This window comes from Pseudomonas sp. GD03858 (genome assembly GCF_029840925.1).
GTDB lineage: Bacteria > Pseudomonadota > Gammaproteobacteria > Pseudomonadales > Pseudomonadaceae > Aquipseudomonas.
In genome coordinates, this window is record NZ_JAOCDM010000036.1 from 27,151 (window position 1) to 44,291 (window position 17,141).

Consider the following 17,141-nt stretch of genomic DNA (forward strand, 5'->3'; position numbering starts at 1 on the left):
GCTTCGCGGGCAAACCCGCTCCCACAGGATGGCAGGACCTGTGGGAGCGGGTTTGCCCGCGAAGGGCGAACGCCGGTCTCACTCCACCGCGCTGTCCGGGAACTGGTCCTGGATGTACTTGATCTCGGTACGCCCGTGCGGCGCTGGCTGGCCATCCTCGCCCAGGTTGACGAAGACCATCTTGTCGACGGTGAGGATCGCCTTGCGGCTGATCTTGTTGCGCACTTCGCACTTGAGGGTGATCGAGGTGCGGCCGAACTCGGTGGCGGTGATGCCCAACTCGATGATGTCGCCCTGGCGCGAGGCACTGACGAAGTTGATCTCCGAGATGTACTTGGTCACCACGCGCTGGTTGCCCAGCTGGACGATGGCGTAGATCGCCGCTTCTTCGTCGATCCAGCGCAACAGGCTGCCGCCGAACAACGTGCCGTTGGGGTTGAGGTCTTCGGGTTTTACCCATTTGCGGGTGTGAAAATTCATCTGTACTCCTGACCGGCTTGGCTGACGTGCGGTAATGATGGCAGACCGCTCGCGCGCCCTCCATTGAACATCGACTATCGTCTCGATTAATCGACAGAAAGTCTTGGGTGTGTCACACGGCCCTGGCTATAATCTCGCCGTTTCACCTGGCCACCCGCAGTGGCGGCCATCCCGCCACCCGACCGAGGGGCGCTGCAGCAGGTTCACCCTGTCAGGCTCGGTCGGGGCGTTGTCCGCGCAAGCGGACGCTCAACGCACAACGGCGCCCATTCGCACACTACGAATGGAGGCTCTCGATGAGCGCTGTAAACACGCCTGCAGGTTTTTCCGACTTCAAGGTCGCCGACATCTCTCTGGCCGACTGGGGCCGCAAGGAAGTCATCATCGCCGAATCGGAAATGCCGGCACTGATGGGCCTGCGCCGCAAGTACCAAGCCGAGCAACCGCTCAAGGGCGCGAAGATCATCGGCTGCATCCACATGACCATCCAGACCGCCGTGCTGATCGAGACCCTGGTCGCCCTGGGCGCCGAAGTGCGCTGGTCGTCGTGCAACATCTTCTCCACCCAGGACCAGGCCGCCGCCGCCATCGCTGCCGCCGGCATCCCGGTGTTCGCCTGGAAAGGTGAAACCGAGCAGGAATACGAGTGGTGCATCGAGCAGACCATCCTGAAAGACGGTCAGCCATGGGACGCCAACATGGTGCTGGACGACGGCGGTGACCTGACCGAAATCCTGCACAAGAAATACCCGGCCATGCTGGACAAGATCCACGGCGTGACCGAAGAGACCACCACCGGCGTGCACCGCCTGCTGGACATGCTGGCCAAGGGCGAGCTGAAAGTCCCGGCGATCAACGTCAACGACTCGGTCACCAAGAGCAAGAACGACAACAAGTACGGCTGCCGCCACAGCCTGAACGACGCCATCAAGCGCGGCACCGACCACCTGCTGTCGGGCAAGCAGGCCCTGGTGATCGGCTACGGCGACGTGGGCAAGGGCTCGGCCCAGTCGCTGCGTCAGGAAGGCATGATCGTCAAGGTCACCGAAGTCGACCCGATCTGCGCCATGCAGGCCTGCATGGACGGCTTCGAAGTGGTCTCGCCGTTCAAGGACGGCATCAACACCGGTACCGAAGCCGGCATCAACAAGGACCTGCTGGGCCGCATCGACCTGATCGTCACCACCACCGGTAACGTCAACGTCTGCGACGCCAACATGCTCAAGGCCCTGAAGAAGCGCGCCGTGGTCTGCAACATCGGCCACTTCGACAACGAGATCGACACCGCCTTCATGCGCAAGAACTGGGCCTGGGAAGAGGTCAAGCCACAGGTGCACAAGATCCACCGCACCGGCGCCGGCACCTTCGATCCGCAGAACGACGACTACCTGATCCTGCTGGCCGAAGGCCGCCTGGTGAACCTGGGCAACGCCACCGGCCACCCAAGCCGCATCATGGACGGCTCGTTCGCCAACCAGGTCCTGGCGCAGATCTTCCTGTTCGAGCAGAAGTTCGCCGAGCTGCCAGCCGCGAAGAAGGCCGAGCGCCTGACCGTGGAAGTGCTGCCGAAGAAGCTGGACGAGGAAGTGGCCCTGGAAATGGTCCGCGGCTTCGGCGGCGTGGTCACCCAGCTGACCCCGCAGCAGGCCGAGTACATCGGTGTGACCGTCGAAGGTCCGTTCAAGCCGGACGCCTACCGCTACTAAGCGGCAAGCTTGCAGCTGCAAGCGGCAAGATACGGCAGACCGTGTCGTTGCTGCTTGCGACTCAGCCTTGGAAGCTCTTGAATGTACCCAAGCCAGATCGGCCATCACCGGTCTGGCTTTTACTTGCAGCTTGCCGCTTGAAGCTTGCTGCTTGAGGAACGAGTGATGTCCCAGGAACGCCGCTACAGTTTCGAGTTCTTCCCCACCAAGACCGACGCCGGTCACGAAAAGCTGATGGGCGTCGCCCGCCAGCTGGCCAGCTACAACCCCGACTTCTTTTCCTGCACCTACGGTGCCGGCGGCTCGACCCGCGACCGCACGCTGAACACCGTGCTGCAACTGGAAAGCGAAGTGAAGGTCCCCGCCGCTCCGCACCTGTCGTGCGTGGGTGACAGCAAGGACGACCTGCGCGCCCTGCTCGCCGAATACAAGGCCGCCGGCATCAAGCGCATCGTCGCCCTGCGCGGCGACCTGCCATCCGGCATGGGCATGGCCAGCGGCGAGCTGCGCTATGCCAGCGACCTCGTCGAGTTCATCCGCCAGGAAACCGGCGATCACTTCCACCTGGAGGTGGCCGCCTATCCCGAGATGCACCCACAGGCGCGCAACTTCGAGGCGGATCTCGCCAACTTCGTGCACAAGGTCAAGGCCGGTGCCGACAGCGCCATCACCCAGTACTTCTTCAACGCCGACAGCTACTTCTACTTCGTCGAGCGCGCGCAAAAGCTGGGCGTGGACATCCCGGTGGTGCCCGGCATCATGCCGATCACCAACTACAGCAAGCTGGCGCGCTTCTCCGATGCCTGCGGCGCCGAGATCCCGCGCTGGATCCGCAAGCAGCTGGAAGCCTATGCCGACGACAGCGCCAGCATCCAGGCGTTCGGCGAGGAAGTGATCACCCGCATGTGCGAACAGCTGCTGCAAGGCGGCGCGCCGGGGCTGCACTTCTATACCCTCAACCAGGCCGAACCGAGCCTGGCGATCTGGAACAACCTGAAGCTGCCACGCTGATGGCCATGGACAAGGCTTTGGCCCAGATCAAAGCCTTGTCCATTTGCGTTGCCGGCCTGCTTCGCGGCGACCATGGGTCACTGGCGCCCGCCAGAGCGGCAGCGTACTCTGCCGCCATGCGCACGCTCATTCCCTCCTTTCTGCTGTTGCTGCTCGCCTGCCTGGGCTCGCCTGCCCACGCCGAGCGCCTGCGCATCGTCAGCGATGACTGGGCCCCCTACATCTATCAGCACAACGGCCAGCCCAAAGGCATCGACTACGAAGTCGCCAGCGAGGTGTTCAAGCGCCTGGGTGTCGATGTGCAGTGGGAATTCCTGCCCTGGAAACGCTGCCTGGCCATGATCGAGCAAGGCCTGGCGGATGCCGTGATGGATATTTTCACGGTCGAGTCGCGGCGCTCATTCATGATCTATCCGGACGAACCCATGTCGCCGGTCGAGTTCGTGCTCTACCAGGCCCGCGCCCGTCCGCATCCGGTCGAACGGCTGGAGGACCTGGCCGGGTTGCGCGTGGGCACCTCGCCTGGCTACGTCTATGGCGACGGCTTCGCCGACTCGCCGCTGTTCCAGCGCGAACCGGCACCCAACCACGAGGCCAATTTCGGCAAACTGCTGCTCGGGCGCATCGACCTGCTGGTGACCGATCGCCGGGTTGGCCGCTACCTGAGCCGACAACTGGGGCTGGAGCACGAAGTCGAGGAGCTGCCACTGCTGATCAGCCATCGCCAGCAATACCTGGGATTGGCCCGCAAACCCGGCCGCGAGCACCTGGCCCAGGCGTTCAGCGACGAACTGCGGCGCTTCAAGCAGGAGCCGGCCTACGCCGCGATCAACGCCCGCTACCTCGGCGATCAGGTTTTTCCTTTCGCCGTTGAGCAGCAGGAACACAGCACACGCTGATTGCTCTGTTATACTCGGGCCTTCCCGCCCGGCTCACGCCCGGACGCTCGGCCTCGCAACAGGCATCTCGACCCGCTGCCGCGCACCTTCGGTGCCCGCCCACCGGGCCCCCGGATGCGCCGTGAACGCCCAGCTGGACCGGACGCGATCGCATCCCTCCGATGCCCGTCGCGCCAGGCAGAACACCCCATCGGGCCCAGCCCCCACGAGAACAGGATTGCCCATGTCCTTTGCTTCCCTCGGTCTCTCCGAGGCTCTTGTCCGCGCTATCGAGGCAGCGGGCTACACCCAGCCCACTCCGGTGCAACAGCGGGCCATTCCCGCCGTGTTGCAAGGTCGCGACCTGATGGTCGCCGCCCAGACAGGTACTGGTAAAACCGGCGGCTTCGCGCTGCCGATCCTCGAGCGCCTGTTCCCGGGCGGCCACCCCGACAAGTCGCAACGTCACGGCCCGCGTCAACCGCGCGTGCTGGTGCTGACGCCGACCCGCGAGCTGGCTGCCCAGGTGCATGACAGCTTCAAGATCTATGCCCGCGACCTGAACTTCATCAGCGCCTGCATCTTTGGCGGCGTCGGCATGAACCCGCAGGTCCAGGCCATGGCCAAGGGCGTCGACGTGCTGGTCGCCTGCCCGGGTCGACTGCTCGACCTCGCTGGCCAGGGGAGCGTCGACCTCTCGCACGTCGAGATCCTGGTATTGGACGAAGCCGACCGCATGCTCGACATGGGCTTCATCCACGACGTCAAGAAGGTACTGGCGCGCCTGCCGGCCAAACGCCAGAACCTGCTGTTCTCGGCGACCTTCTCCAAGGACATCACCGATCTGGCCGACAAGCTGCTGCACAACCCCGAGCGTATCGAGGTCACGCCGCCGAACACCACCGTCGAGCGCATCGAGCAGCGCGTCTACCGCCTGCCGGCCAGCCACAAGCGCGCCCTGCTGGCGCACCTGATCACCCTGGGTGCCTGGGAACAGGTACTGGTGTTCACCCGCACCAAGCACGGCGCCAACCGTCTGGCCGAGTACCTCGAGAAGCACGGCCTGACTGCCGCGGCGATCCACGGCAACAAGAGCCAGAACGCCCGCACCAAGGCCCTGGCCGACTTCAAGGCCAACACCGTGCGCGTGCTGGTGGCCACCGACATCGCCGCCCGTGGCCTGGACATCGACCAACTGCCGCATGTAGTCAACTTCGAGCTGCCCAACGTCGAGGAAGACTACGTTCACCGCATCGGCCGCACCGGTCGTGCCGGACGCTCGGGCGAGGCCATCTCGATGGTCGCACCGGACGAAGAGAAGCTGCTCAAGAGCATCGAGCGTGTCACCCGCCAGAAAATCCCGGATGGCGACCTGATGGGCTTCGACGCCTCCAAAGTCGAGGCTGAAAAGCCTGAAGTCCGCGAGCGCCCGCAGAACAGCGGCCGCGGTGGCCGCAACCAGCAACCTCGCGGCGAAGGCAGCAAGGAAGGCAGTGGCGGGCGCAAGGACAAAGGCAAGGACAAAGGCCGCAACAAGCCTGCGGGCGAAAAGCCGGCCGACAAGGAAAAGTCCGGCGAGAAACAGCAGCAAGGCCAGCAGCAGCGCAAGCCGCGTGACAAGAAACCACGTCAGCAGCAGGCCGCGCAGGGCCAGAAAGCCATCCCGTCGGCCCCCGCCGATCGTGATCCGGAAGAGTTCCTGGATGACGATGTGGATAACTTCGGCAACCGCGCCGACTACGTCAGCCCTTACCAGAACGCCAAGAACCAGGGCCGCAATCGCCGTCCAGGTGGTAATGGCGGACAAGGCCAGGGCCAGCGTAGCGGCGGCGGCCAGAACCAGGGTCAGGCCCAGGGCCGTGGCAATGGCCAGCAACGCCAGGGGCAGGGTTCCGGCGAGAAGCGCCCGCGCAACGCTGGCGGCAGCAACGGAGGCGCCCGTCGCGACAACAACGGTGGTCGCAACCGCCGCGACGAATCGGCTCGCCAGGAACCGGCCGTGCGCAACCCGCGCGAATCGCAGAGCGCGCCGGTGATCATCCGCAAGGAGTCCAAGCTCGACCGTTACCCGACGCCCGAGCAGCTGGACGACCTGCCTAGCCGCCCACGGGGCGAGCGCCCGGCGCTGCTGACCCGCAAGGGCTGAGCAGAACCGCAGCCAATGAAAACGCCGCCCTCTGGGCGGCGTTTTCATTGGTCTTGATTAAGGCTGACCTCTTCGCGGGTAAACCCGCTCCCACAAGACGCAATGCTTGAACTGTGGGAGCGGGTTCACCCGCGAATGGATCTTGAGGCTTACTTCTGCTTCACGCCTTCGACACTGATATCCAGGTCCAGGGTCTGGGAGGTCGGGCCCGGGCCCTTGATGCCGAAGTCGTTCAGGTTCAGGGTGGTCTTGGCGTTGAAGCCGGCACGCTCGCCGCCCCACGGGTCCTTGCCCTCGCCGTTGAACACGGCCTTGAAGGTGACTGGCTTGGTCACGCCGTGCATGGTCAGGTCGCCGGTGACGTCAGCGGTCTTGTCGCCAGTCGACTTGACGCTGGTGGAGACGAACTTGGCATCCGGGTACTTCTTCACATCGAGGAAGTCGGCGCTGGCGATGTGCTTGTCACGCTCGGCGTGGTTCGACCACAGGCTGGCGGTCTTCAGGTCGACGCTGATCTTGCTGGCTTCGGGCTTGGCGCTGTCCCAGGTGAAGTTGCCGTCGAAGTCCTTGAAGGTGCCGTGGATGAAGCTGTAGCCCAGGTGGCTGATCTTCCAGTCGACGAACGCGTGCTGGCCTTCCTTGTCGATCTTGTACTCGGCGGCCATGGCCTGGCCGGCGGAGATCAGGGCGGTACCGAGCGCCAGAGCGGCAAAAGTCTTTTTCAACATCCTTTCTTCCTTCCTATGCAATTGAGGGTGAGAGTCAAGCTTTGCGGCCCAGCATGCGGGTGAGGGTCGCGTCACGGTCGATGAAATGGTGCTTGAGCGCCGCCAGCCCGTGGAGCACGGCGAAGATCACCAGGCCCCAGGCTAGCCACAAGTGGATCACCCCGGCCGTATCGGCCTGGTCCGGCAGGTCGCTGACCAATGCCGGCACTTCGAACAGCCCGAACACCGGGATGCCGACACCGTCGGCGGTGGAAATCAGATAGCCCGCGATCATCACCGCGAACAGGCCCAGGTACAGCGCCAGATGACCCAGCTTGGCGGCCAGGCGAGTCACCTTGCCGTGGTTGGCCGGGGCCGGCGGTGGCGGGCTGGCCAGACGCCACAGTACACGCAGCAGCATCACCGCCAGCAACACCAGGCCAATGCTCTTGTGCAGGTCGGGGCCGGACTTGCGCCAGGGGCTGTAATAATCCAGACCGACCATCCACAGCCCAAGGCCGAACAGACCGAAGACCGCCAGCGCCACGCCCCAGTGCAGGACGATGCTGACCAGGCCATAGCGAGAAGATGAGTTGCGCAGTTGCATGTTGGCGTATTTCCCCGTGAAAGCTGTGCACAAGACTAACGCGTAACGTATCGAATAAAAGCACAAAAAATTGCTTTGGATTATCGAAAAATCCGATATTTAGTGTGAAAGCTTCCTATTAAGCAAACATTAACGATAGACGTTAGGGATGAGCTTGCCAGCACCGTCGCTTCGGCAAGCCTGTGTGAGCAACTGTCTTGCTGAGATTTCTTAACTGGCGTGATCTCTGTAGGAGCGGGCTCGCCCGCGAACACCGGCAAAGCCGGTGCCAAGCACCGCGGTGCCTGCTTGGCGGCGGGTTCAGCGCACCGCCAAGCTCGCTCCCACAAGAGACAGGGCAATTGCCTGTGGAAGGGTCAGCCGGCCTTGGCCTGGCTATTGGCCGCCGGCTTCTTGGCCGGTTCCGACTTGGCGGTGGCCTTCTTCACCGGAGCCGGTTTGGCTGCGGGCTTGTGTGCCTGCTTGACCGCAGGCTTGGCTGGCGCTGGCTTGGTGGCGGCCGGTTTCACCGGTTCCTCCTTGGCCACAGGCGCCGGAGCGACCGGTGCTGGGGCAGGCACGGGTGCTACCTCCTCGGCCTTGGCGATCGGCGCCGCCTTGGCCTCGGGCTTGTCACCACCCCCGAACAGGCGCGAGAAGAAGCCCGGCTTGTCCTGCTTGGCCTCCTCGACCTTCACTGGCTCAGGCTTGGCCGGGGCCTTGTCGGCGGAGCCACCGAACAGGTTGGAGAAGAATCCGCCCTTGTCCTTCGCTGCGGCTGCACCTACCGCTCCGGCAGCGGCTGCGGCGGCAACCGGCGCGGCCTTGACCGGGTCGAACGACTTGCCTGCGGCCAGGTCCTGGACCTGGCTCGCGGCGCGCTGGCCGCTGCGCAGGGCACCTTCGAGGGTGCCTGGGTACAGCGCGTCGGTGTGCTCGCCGGCAAAGGCGATGCGCTGCACCGGGCGCTCCCACAGCCGCCAGTACTTGCTGATCTGGCCCGGCCCATAGGCCAGGTAGGCACCGCCCATGCCGGCATCAGTGCTGTAGCGGCGCACTTCGTAGCCAGTGAAGGCACCACGGGCCTGCGGATAGAAGGCGTGCAGGCGGATCAGCACCTGGTCGACCATCTGCTTGTCACCGAAGGCTTGCAGCAGGCGCGCATTGTCGCCGGACAGGTTGATCACCACGTTGGCGCCGCCCTTGAGCGCCGGCTCGATCCACAGCATGCCCAGGCCGGTGTTGCTGAAGATCTCGCCGGACATGCGCGCACGGCTCTCCCACACCGGGTTCTTGAACTTGAGCATCAGCTGGTCGCGCCAGCCGTAATTGGTGCCCTTGAGGGCGGCCAGGCGCTGGCCGTCCAGGCCTGGGGTCATCTGGATCCTGGCCAGGGCACGCAGCGGCACGGCCATGACCAGGTAATCGGCCTGGTAGCCGACGGCGCCGACCTTGACCGTCACCCCATCCTTGTCCTGGATGATGGCAGTGACCGGCGAGCTGGTCTTGATGGTCTTGAGCTGCTTGACGAAGGCCTGGGCCAGCACCGGGCTGCCACCTGGCAGGCGCGCCGCGCGCAGGTCGCGGTCGCTGACGTTGCGGTACACGCGGCTCTGCTGGGCGAAATACAGCAGCGACAGGCGCGACGGCTCGTCATAGCGGGTACGGATCTGCTGGTTCACCAGCTGACGGGCGGTAGCCGGCAGTTGCAGCTTGTCGAGCCAGGTGGAGACGTTCATCTGGTCAAGGGCGAACAGGGTGCTGTTGGCCGCGGGGTTGAGCGGATCGTCGATGGAACGGGCCAGATCGTCCAGGGTTTTCTCGTAGCGCTTGAGCGCCTCGGCCGTCGCCGGCTGCTTGGTGGCGAGGTCAGCGGCGCTGAAATATTCGCCGTCGATCAGGTAGCCGGGGGTGCGCACGAACTCGGGCGCCGGCAGGGTGCCGACCTTGAACTGCTCGAGGTACTGATTGAGCACCGGCTGGGTCTTGCTGTTGCCGACCCACTCACTGGTGGCCAGGCCCGAACGCCCGCCCATGCCTGACTTGGCCTCCAGCAGGGTGACCTGCCAGCCCTTGCTTTGCAGCTCGTAGGCCGCGGTCAGGCCCGCCAGGCCGCCACCGACGACGATCGCCGTCTTGTCCTTGGCCAGCGCGGCACCGCTGGACACCCCGATCAATACCAACGCGCACAGGCGCACCCAAGCAGCAGCCATGATGGCGAACTCCGGTTAGAGAAGCGATAGAAGAGACGGGGAAGAATGCCCCGGGAGAGATGCGTTAAGAATACGTCACCTCCGCCCACCCTGCCACCGCAGTGACATCAAGTGCTTTTGGCAACTGGTATTTTTGTCAGTAGCGAGCAGGCGCAAGACCGTTCAGGCTTGGCAGGCACTCCAGAGGCAGGCCGGGGACCCGACGGTGATCTACACAGAGGATTTTGCCAAGTGGACGCCGTCAGCGCCGATGCCCGAGGTCATCTGGCACACGCCAACCGGCCTGAGCATCGTGACCAACGGCATCGCCTACAGCGCGCGCTACGAATCCGACGAAGGGTACGTCGGCACGGAGCTGATCGTGCTCGGCCAGAGCGATATCGAAATCAGCTTTGGCCAGACGATCGATTGCCTGCTGCTCGAAGTGGACATCAAGACGCTCGGCAAGGCGGCCTCGACGTCCTACTGGCTGACCCTGCACGAGGGCGCCTACATCGAGTTCACCCCTGGTCCGTGCAGCCTCGGCCCCTTCTGGCACGACGTGCCCGGTCCGCTCGACCGCCTGACCCTGTCGACCCTGCCCCAGTGCAGCGTGCATATCCGTCAGCTGGAGTGGCGCCCGGCCTGGCGTCATTGAGCGGTTGTCCTGCCCCCCGGCATTGCTTAGGCTTACGCGGTCAAACCGAGCCGTAACGCCAGGAGAAGTGCCCATGGGCCTCAACGATCAGTGGATGCAGCGCGACCTCAAGGTCCTGTGGCACCCCTGCACCCAGATGAAAGACCACGAGCAGCTGCCGCTGATCCCGATCCGCCGCGGCGAGGGCGTATGGCTCGAGGACTTCGAGGGCAAGCGCTACCTGGACGCCGTCAGCTCCTGGTGGGTCAACGTGTTCGGCCACGCCAACCCGCGTATCAACCAGCGCATCAAGGATCAGGTCGACCAGCTGGAGCACGTGATCCTCGCCGGTTTCAGCCATCAGCCGGTGATCGAGCTGTCCGAGCGCCTGGTCGCCATGACGCCCACCGGCCTGGACCGGGTGTTCTACGCCGACAACGGCTCGTCGTGCATCGAAGTGGCGCTGAAGATGAGCTTCCACTACTGGCAGAACACCGGCAAACCGCAGAAAAAGCGTTTCGTCACCCTGACCAACAGCTACCACGGCGAAACCATCGCGGCGATGTCGGTGGGCGATGTGCCGCTGTTCACCGAGACCTACAAGGCCCTGCTGCTGGACACGATCAAGGTGCCCAGCCCCGACTGCTACCTGCGCCCCGAAGGCATGGGCTGGGAGGAACACTCGCGGAACATGTTCGCTGCCATGGAGCAGACCTTGGCCGAACACCACGCCAGCATCGCCGCGGTGATCGTCGAGCCGCTGATCCAGGGCGCCGGCGGCATGCGCATGTACCACCCGGTGTACCTCAAGCTGCTGCGCGAAGCCTGCGATCGCTACGACGTGCATCTGATCCACGACGAGATCGCCGTGGGCTTCGGCCGCACCGGCACGATGTTCGCCTGCGAGCAGGCCGGCATCCGCCCGGACTTCCTGTGCCTGTCCAAGGCCCTGACCGGCGGCTACCTGCCATTGGCCGCCTGCCTGACCACCGACAAGGTGTACCAGGCTTTCTACGACGACTACCCGACCCTGCGCGCCTTCCTCCATTCGCACAGCTACACCGGCAACCCGCTGGCCTGCGCCGCAGCCCTGGCGACCCTGGACATCTTCGAGCAGGACAACGTGATCGAGGCCAACAAGGCTTTGTCGGCGCGCATGGCCAGCGCCACCGCGCACCTGGCCGACCATGCCCATGTCGCCGAGATCCGCCAGACCGGTATGGCCCTGGCGATCGAGATGGTCCAGGACAAGGCAAGCAAGGCCGCCTACCCCTGGCAGGAACGTCGCGGCCTGAAGGTCTTCGAACACGCCCTGACCCGTGGCGCGCTGCTGCGTCCGCTGGGCAGCGTGGTGTATTTCCTGCCGCCTTACGTGATCACCCCGGAGCAGATCGACTTCCTGGCCGAGGTGGCCACGGAAGGGATCGACATTGCCACCCGCGATAGCGTCAGCGTGGCGGTGCCGGCCGACTTCCACCCCGACTTCCGCGATCCGGGCTAGCCTGCGGAGCAAAGCACATACCCTTGCAGGAGCGGCCTTGTGTCGCGAAAGGGCCGCAAGGCGGCCCCAGCAATCTATGCGTCGTCGCTAAAATCCTGGGGCTGCTTCGCAGCCCTTTCGCGACACGAGGCCGCTCCTACAGAAGTCGAGTTAATCCTTTCAATGAGCCCCCCATGAGACTCTCCCGCTTCTTCATCGACGCCCCTCTGGCCCTCGGCGAGCACGACCTCCCCGAAGCCCAGGCCCACTACATCGGCCGCGTGCTGCGCATGGCCCCCGGCGACGCCGTGCAGCTGTTCGACGGCAGCGGCCAGGAATACCTCGGCCAATTGCTCGAAGTCGGCAAGAAAAGCGTGCGCGTCAGCCTCGACCAGGCCCTGCCCGGCCAGGCCGACTCGCCGCTGCACATCCATCTTGGCCAGGGCCTGTCCCGCGGCGAGCGCATGGACTGGGCAATCCAGAAGGCCACCGAACTGGGTGCCAACGAAATCACCCCGATCGTCAGCGAACGCTGCGAAGTGCGCCTGAAGGACGAGCGCGCCGACAAGCGCCTGGCGCACTGGCGCCAGGTGGCGATCAGCGCTTGCGAGCAATGCGGCCGCTCCACCCTGCCGGTCATCCACCCGCCGCTCACCCTGGCCGAGTGGCTCAAAGACACCGAGGCCGATCTCAAGCTGGTGCTGCACCCGGTGGCCGAACCACTGAGCAGCCATGACAAGCCGGCGAAGCTGGCCTTCCTGATCGGCCCCGAAGGCGGCCTGAGCGAGACGGAAGTCGAGCAGGCCAAGGCCAGCGGCTATCACGCCGCCCGCCTCGGCCCTCGGGTGCTGCGCACCGAGACCGCGCCGGTGGTGGCGCTGTCGGTGGCCCAGCAGCTGTGGGGCGACTTCTAGCGGACGTAGAAGAACACCGCGACGAAGTGCATCAGGCTGCCGGCGATGACGAACAGGTGCCAGATGCCGTGCCAGTGGCGAAAGCGGCTGTCGAAGGCGAAGAAGATGATGCCGACGGTATAGAACACTCCGCCGGCCGCCAGCCAGGCGAACCCCGCGGCCCCCAGGCTGGACAGCAGCGGCTTGACCGCCACCAGCACGATCCAGCCCATCACCGCGTAGATGACGATCGACAGGATCCGCGCCTCCGAGCGCGGCTTGATCTCTTGCAGCATGCCGATCAGCGCCAGCCCCCAGACCACCCCGAACAGGCTCCAGCCCCACGGCCCGCGCAGGCTCACCAGGCAGAACGGCGTATAGCTGCCGGCGATCAGCAGGTAGATGGACAGGTGGTCGAGCTTGCGCATGACCCGCTTCGCCCGCCCACGGGTGCTGTGGTAGAGGGTGGAGATGCTGTAGAGCAGCAGCAGGGTGAAGCCGTAGATGGAGAAACTGACGATCTTCCAGGGATCGCCTTGCAGGCCGGCCGCGACGATCAGCCAGACCGCGCCAATGCAGGCCAGGACCGCACCGACCAGGTGGGTCCAGGCGTTGAAACGTTCACCGTAGTACATGCAAGCACAGACCTCCCCCGCGGCCTCAAGTTTCAAGCTGCAAGCTGCAAGCTGCAAGCTGCAAGCTGCAAGCTGCAAGCTGCAAGCCTCAAGCCTCAAGCCTCAAGCCTCAAGCCTCAAGCCTCAAGCCTCAAGCCTCAAGTGAAAAGCAGATTGCACCAACCTGGGCCCGATTCAAATGGCGAGCCCACCACTAATCAGCTTGCCGCTTGCAGCTTGCAGCTTGCAGCTTGCAAAGCTCAGCTTCGCGTACCAACCTTTCCAACCCCGCCAGGTCAGGCACCCGCGCCACCTGCTCGCCCACCTGCACCGCCGCCAGCTCCAGCGCGGCCAGCGGCACATCCACATAGTTGAGCTGGCTATCGAGCTTGCACGAGCGCGGAATGCCCTGCAGCAGCACCGCCAGGTAGCGCAAGCCGGTATCGCCCAGCGCGTTGAGCACGACGATCCGCGCCCGCTCGCCACACACGGTCTGGCCGCCACAGGCCGCCTCGAAGCCGATCAGCGGCAAGCGCTGCTGGCGCCAGTCGACCCACCCCAGATGCCAAGCCGGATCGCCCGGCTCGCAGGCCAGGGCGCGATGGCCGATCAGCTCGGCCACCGCCACATTGGGCAGCACCAGGGTACGGTCGCCCAAGGGCAGCAGCAACCCGGTCAGGCTGCTGCGCTGGCCGGCGATATGCTCAAGCATGAGGCTGGCTCCAGTGGGCGATGCTCTGCAACAGGACCGACTCCTGATAAGGCTTGCCAAGGTATTCGTTGACGCCGATGGCCATGGCCCGGTCGCGATGCTTCTGCCCGGTGCGCGAGGTGATCATGATGATCGGCAGCTGCTTCAGGCGCTCGTCGCGACGGATCCGCGTGGCCACCTCGAAGCCGTCCATGCGCGGCATCTCGATGTCCAGCAGCAGCACATCCGGGCGATGCTCCTCCAGCTGGGCCATGGCATCGACGCCATCCTTGGCGGTCAGCACGCTCATGCCGTGGCGTTCGAGCAAGCGGCTGGTAACCTTGCGCACGGTCACCGAGTCGTCCACCACCATCACCAGCAACGGCCGCCGCGGCGCCGGCCCGGTCAGCGCGTGCTGGCCGTCGGCTGCGCCCGGCAGCCGCGCCAGGCGCCGTTGCTGGCCACGCAGTTGGCCGAGCAGGTCGAGAATCAGCACCACCCGGCCGTCACCCAGCAAGGTTGCGCCCGACAGCCCCGGCACCGCGGCGAACTGCGGGCCGAGGCTCTTGACCACGATTTCGCGGCTGGGCGACAGGCTGTCGACCTGGATGGCAAACGACTGTTCGTGGGAATGGGTCAGCAGCACCGGCAGCGGCACGCTCTGGCCCAGCAGGCTGGAGTGGCCGCTGCCCTGCAGCAGCTCGCCCAGATAGCGCAGCGCGTAGTCGTGCCCGGCGTAGGTGTAGCGCGGCGGATCGAGCCGGTAGCAGGCCTCGAGTTCCGCCGGCGGCACGCGCACGATCCCCTCGATGGTGTTCAGCGGGATGGCGTACTGCTCATCCTCGACATGAACCATCAGCGCCCGGTTCACCGACACGGTGAACGGCAGGCGGATCAGAAAACGCGCGCCTTTGCCCGGGCTGGACTCGATGCTCATGGCACCGCCCAGCTGCTTGACCTCCTCGTGGACCACGTCCATGCCCAGGCCGCGCCCGGAAATCTGGGTGATCTTCTCGGCGGTGGAAAACCCCGGGCGCAGGATGAACTGCAGGATCTCGTGGTCGCTCAGGCGCGCCTGCGGATCGAGCAGGCCGCGCTTGATCGCTTTGTTGCGCACCGCCTCCAGCGGCACCCCGGCGCCGTCGTCGCTCATCTCGATGACGATGTCAGCGCCTTCGTGCAGCAGGTTCAGGTGGATGGTGCCCTGCTCCGGCTTGCCTGCCGCCAGGCGCGCCTCGCGCGATTCCAGGCCGTGGTCGACGGCGTTGCGCAGCATGTGCTCGAGCGGCGCGACCATGCGCTCCAGCACGCTGCGGTCCAACTCGCCCTCGGCGTTGCCGACCACCAGCTCGACCTGCTTGCCCAGCTCGCTGGCCACCTGCCGCACCACCCGCTGCAAGCGCGGCACCAGGCGCTCGAACGGCACCATCAGGGTGGCGGTCAGGCCTTCCTGCAGCTGGCTGTTGACCCGTGCCTGCTGCTGCAGGAGACCGTGCGCTTCCTGGGCGCGCTGGAGCAGGGTCTCCTTGAGGTCGAGCAGGTCCGAGGTCGACTCGAACAAGGCGCGGGACAGCTGCTGCAACTGCGAGTGGCGATCCATCTCCAGCGGGTCGAAATCGTCGTAGGTGTCGCCTTCGAGCTGCTGGCGGCTGGAGATCCGCCCCTGGGTCTCGATGTCCAGGCGCAACAGCTGGTCGCGCATGCGCTCCAGCGTGGTCTCCATCTCGTTGAGGGCGAACTGGGCGTCGTTGACCTGTTGCTCGATGCGTCCGCGGATCACCGAGTGTTCGCCGGCCAGGTTGCCCAGGTCGTCCAGCAGCTCGGCATCGACCTTGACCATGTCCCCGGTCCGCTCGGGGGCGGCGGCGGGCGCTTCGGCGGGGGCCGACTCGGCCTGGGGCTGGCCAGCGACACTGTCGGTCAGCGCGGCGCTGGAGAAATTGCGGATATAGTCGATCAGCGCCGTCGCCGCGTGCAGCGGCTGGCCCAGCCGCGCGGCATCGAGCATGTGCGCCAGACGGTCATGGCAGTTCTGCAGCAGGCTGAACAGCGGCGCGGTCGGTGGCAGGCGCCCGGCGGCCAGCAGCTCGTAGAGGAACTCCAGCTCGTGCGCCAGGTCGCCGATCGCGGCGATCTCGACCATGCGCGCGCCACCCTTGAGGGTATGCAGGTCGCGCAGCAGGTTCTCCACCTCGACCGTGCCACGCGGATCGGCCTGCCAGCGCGCCAGGGACTCGGCGGCGCTTTCGAGAATGTCCGAGCTCTCCTCGAGGAACACCTCGAGCAGCTCCTTGTCACTGGCGGCCTCTTGCTGGTCGCCCGGCGACTCGACCACGCCGGGAGGCGGCGCGCCGTGGCGGAATTCACGCAGCTCGCCGAGCAACGCCGCCGCCGATACCGGTGGCTGCCCCTGGCGCAGGCTCTGCAGCATCTCGGCCAGGGCGGCATGGCTACGCCCGAGCAGCTCGAACAGTGCCGGGCTGGCGCCCAGGCGGCGGTCCACCAGCGCTTCGTAGAGCAGCGCGAGTTCCTGGGCCAGCACCTCGACCGCGCCGATCGCCGCCATCTGCGCGCCGCCCTTCAGGGTCAGCATGTCGTGCTGCAGCACGGACAACGCCGAGACACTGTCCGGGTCCTGCCGCCACTGGTGCAATGCCTGGTTGGCGCCATCGAGAATGTCCCCGGCTTCCTCGAGGAACAGCTCGACGACGGCAGGGTCAGGCAACTCGCCCGCGACGATCAGCGGCGTCACCGCGTCGGCGCCGACCAAACCCATGGCGGCCGGGTCTAGGGCATCGTCGAGCAGGCCGTAGAGGGCCGCCAGGCATTCCGGGCGGGCGCTGGGGTCCTGCCCGGCGGCGATCTCGTCGAACAGATCGAGCAGCGCTTCGTGGGCCTGCCGGGCGACGTCGAAGAAGCGCGGCGTCACCGCCAGGCTGCCCTCCTCCACCGCGCCGTACAGGTCCAGCAGGCCTTCGCAGACCTCGTCCACCTGCCACAGCTCGGCCTGGTGCGCGCCGTGGCCCAGGGTGGTCATTTCATCGAGCAGCAACTGCAGTTCGTGGTGCTGCGTGGGATCGCCCTGCCAATGCGCCAGGCGGGCCTCGGCGTCGAGCAGGA

At 65.6% G+C, this 17,141-nt stretch carries 14 protein-coding genes and 1 riboswitch; of the genes, 7 read left to right on the forward strand and 7 right to left on the reverse strand.

The genetic code is table 11. The annotated features are described in order from the left end of the window. Positions 1–78: 78 nt before the first annotated feature. Complete coding sequence (locus N5D48_RS12085; protein ID WP_125465821.1) at positions 79–480, reverse strand: hotdog domain-containing protein; 402 nt, start codon at positions 478–480, stop codon at positions 79–81. Positions 481–658: 178 nt separating this feature from the next. Beyond that, positions 659–755: riboswitch (S-adenosyl-L-homocysteine riboswitch) on the forward strand. Positions 756–776: 21 nt separating this feature from the next. Here N5D48_RS12085 and ahcY point away from each other — a divergent pair. The 4 genes from ahcY to N5D48_RS12105 all read left to right on the forward strand — a co-directional run bounded on the left by ahcY (position 777) and on the right by N5D48_RS12105 (position 6,221). Beyond that, on the forward strand, positions 777–2,186 hold the full coding sequence (ahcY, locus tag N5D48_RS12090) for an adenosylhomocysteinase (RefSeq protein WP_186656321.1): 1,410 nt from the start codon (positions 777–779) through the stop codon (positions 2,184–2,186). A gap of 165 nt (positions 2,187–2,351) precedes the next feature. After that, positions 2,352–3,197, forward strand: coding sequence for a methylenetetrahydrofolate reductase [NAD(P)H] (metF, locus tag N5D48_RS12095; protein WP_279884399.1), 846 nt, complete (start codon positions 2,352–2,354; stop codon positions 3,195–3,197). 116 nt (positions 3,198–3,313) lie between these two features. Then, a complete protein-coding gene (locus N5D48_RS12100; RefSeq protein ID WP_279884401.1) occupies positions 3,314–4,096 on the forward strand; it encodes a transporter substrate-binding domain-containing protein in 783 nt (260 codons plus the stop codon). Between the two features lie 223 nt (positions 4,097–4,319). Continuing rightward, positions 4,320–6,221, forward strand: coding sequence for a DEAD/DEAH box helicase (locus tag N5D48_RS12105; protein ID WP_279884403.1), 1,902 nt, complete (start codon positions 4,320–4,322; stop codon positions 6,219–6,221). A gap of 149 nt (positions 6,222–6,370) precedes the next feature. Here N5D48_RS12105 and N5D48_RS12110 read toward each other — a convergent pair whose 3' ends face one another. From N5D48_RS12110 to N5D48_RS12120, 3 genes are all read right to left on the reverse strand, one after another. Continuing rightward, on the reverse strand, positions 6,371–6,949 hold the full coding sequence (locus N5D48_RS12110; protein WP_279884405.1) for a YceI family protein: 579 nt from the start codon (positions 6,947–6,949) through the stop codon (positions 6,371–6,373). 34 nt (positions 6,950–6,983) lie between these two features. Next, positions 6,984–7,535 carry a cytochrome b gene (locus N5D48_RS12115; RefSeq protein ID WP_279884407.1) on the reverse strand — a complete coding sequence of 184 codons (552 nt, stop codon included), beginning with the start codon at positions 7,533–7,535 and terminating at the stop codon, positions 6,984–6,986. A gap of 356 nt (positions 7,536–7,891) precedes the next feature. Beyond that, the gene (locus tag N5D48_RS12120) at positions 7,892–9,727 is read right to left on the reverse strand and encodes an FAD-dependent oxidoreductase (protein ID WP_279884409.1); all 1,836 of its coding nucleotides are present in this window, start codon (positions 9,725–9,727) and stop codon (positions 7,892–7,894) included. A 205-nt stretch (positions 9,728–9,932) separates the two neighbouring features. On the opposite strand from N5D48_RS12120, the gene N5D48_RS12125 reads away from it, so the two are divergent. From N5D48_RS12125 to N5D48_RS12135, 3 genes are all read left to right on the forward strand, one after another. Beyond that, positions 9,933–10,364, forward strand: coding sequence for a hypothetical protein (locus N5D48_RS12125; RefSeq protein ID WP_279884411.1), 432 nt, complete (start codon positions 9,933–9,935; stop codon positions 10,362–10,364). A gap of 73 nt (positions 10,365–10,437) precedes the next feature. Next, on the forward strand, positions 10,438–11,844 hold the full coding sequence (locus tag N5D48_RS12130) for an adenosylmethionine--8-amino-7-oxononanoate transaminase (protein ID WP_279884413.1): 1,407 nt from the start codon (positions 10,438–10,440) through the stop codon (positions 11,842–11,844). Positions 11,845–12,017: 173 nt separating this feature from the next. Next, positions 12,018–12,737 carry a 16S rRNA (uracil(1498)-N(3))-methyltransferase gene (locus N5D48_RS12135; RefSeq protein WP_279884415.1) on the forward strand — a complete coding sequence of 240 codons (720 nt, stop codon included), beginning with the start codon at positions 12,018–12,020 and terminating at the stop codon, positions 12,735–12,737. On the opposite strand, the gene N5D48_RS12140 is transcribed toward N5D48_RS12135, so the two are convergent. From N5D48_RS12140 to N5D48_RS12150, 3 genes are all read right to left on the reverse strand, one after another. Continuing rightward, a complete protein-coding gene (locus tag N5D48_RS12140; protein ID WP_279884417.1) occupies positions 12,734–13,351 on the reverse strand; it encodes a hemolysin III family protein in 618 nt (205 codons plus the stop codon). The two genes, N5D48_RS12135 and N5D48_RS12140, sit on opposite strands and share 4 nt — an antisense overlap. 193 nt (positions 13,352–13,544) lie before the next feature. Further along, positions 13,545–14,042 carry a chemotaxis protein CheW gene (locus tag N5D48_RS12145; protein WP_279884419.1) on the reverse strand — a complete coding sequence of 166 codons (498 nt, stop codon included), beginning with the start codon at positions 14,040–14,042 and terminating at the stop codon, positions 13,545–13,547. Further along, positions 14,035–17,141 (reverse strand): response regulator (locus N5D48_RS12150; RefSeq protein WP_279884421.1); only part of this gene is annotated, 3,107 nt, incomplete at its 5' end. The genes N5D48_RS12145 and N5D48_RS12150, both read right to left, overlap by 8 nt.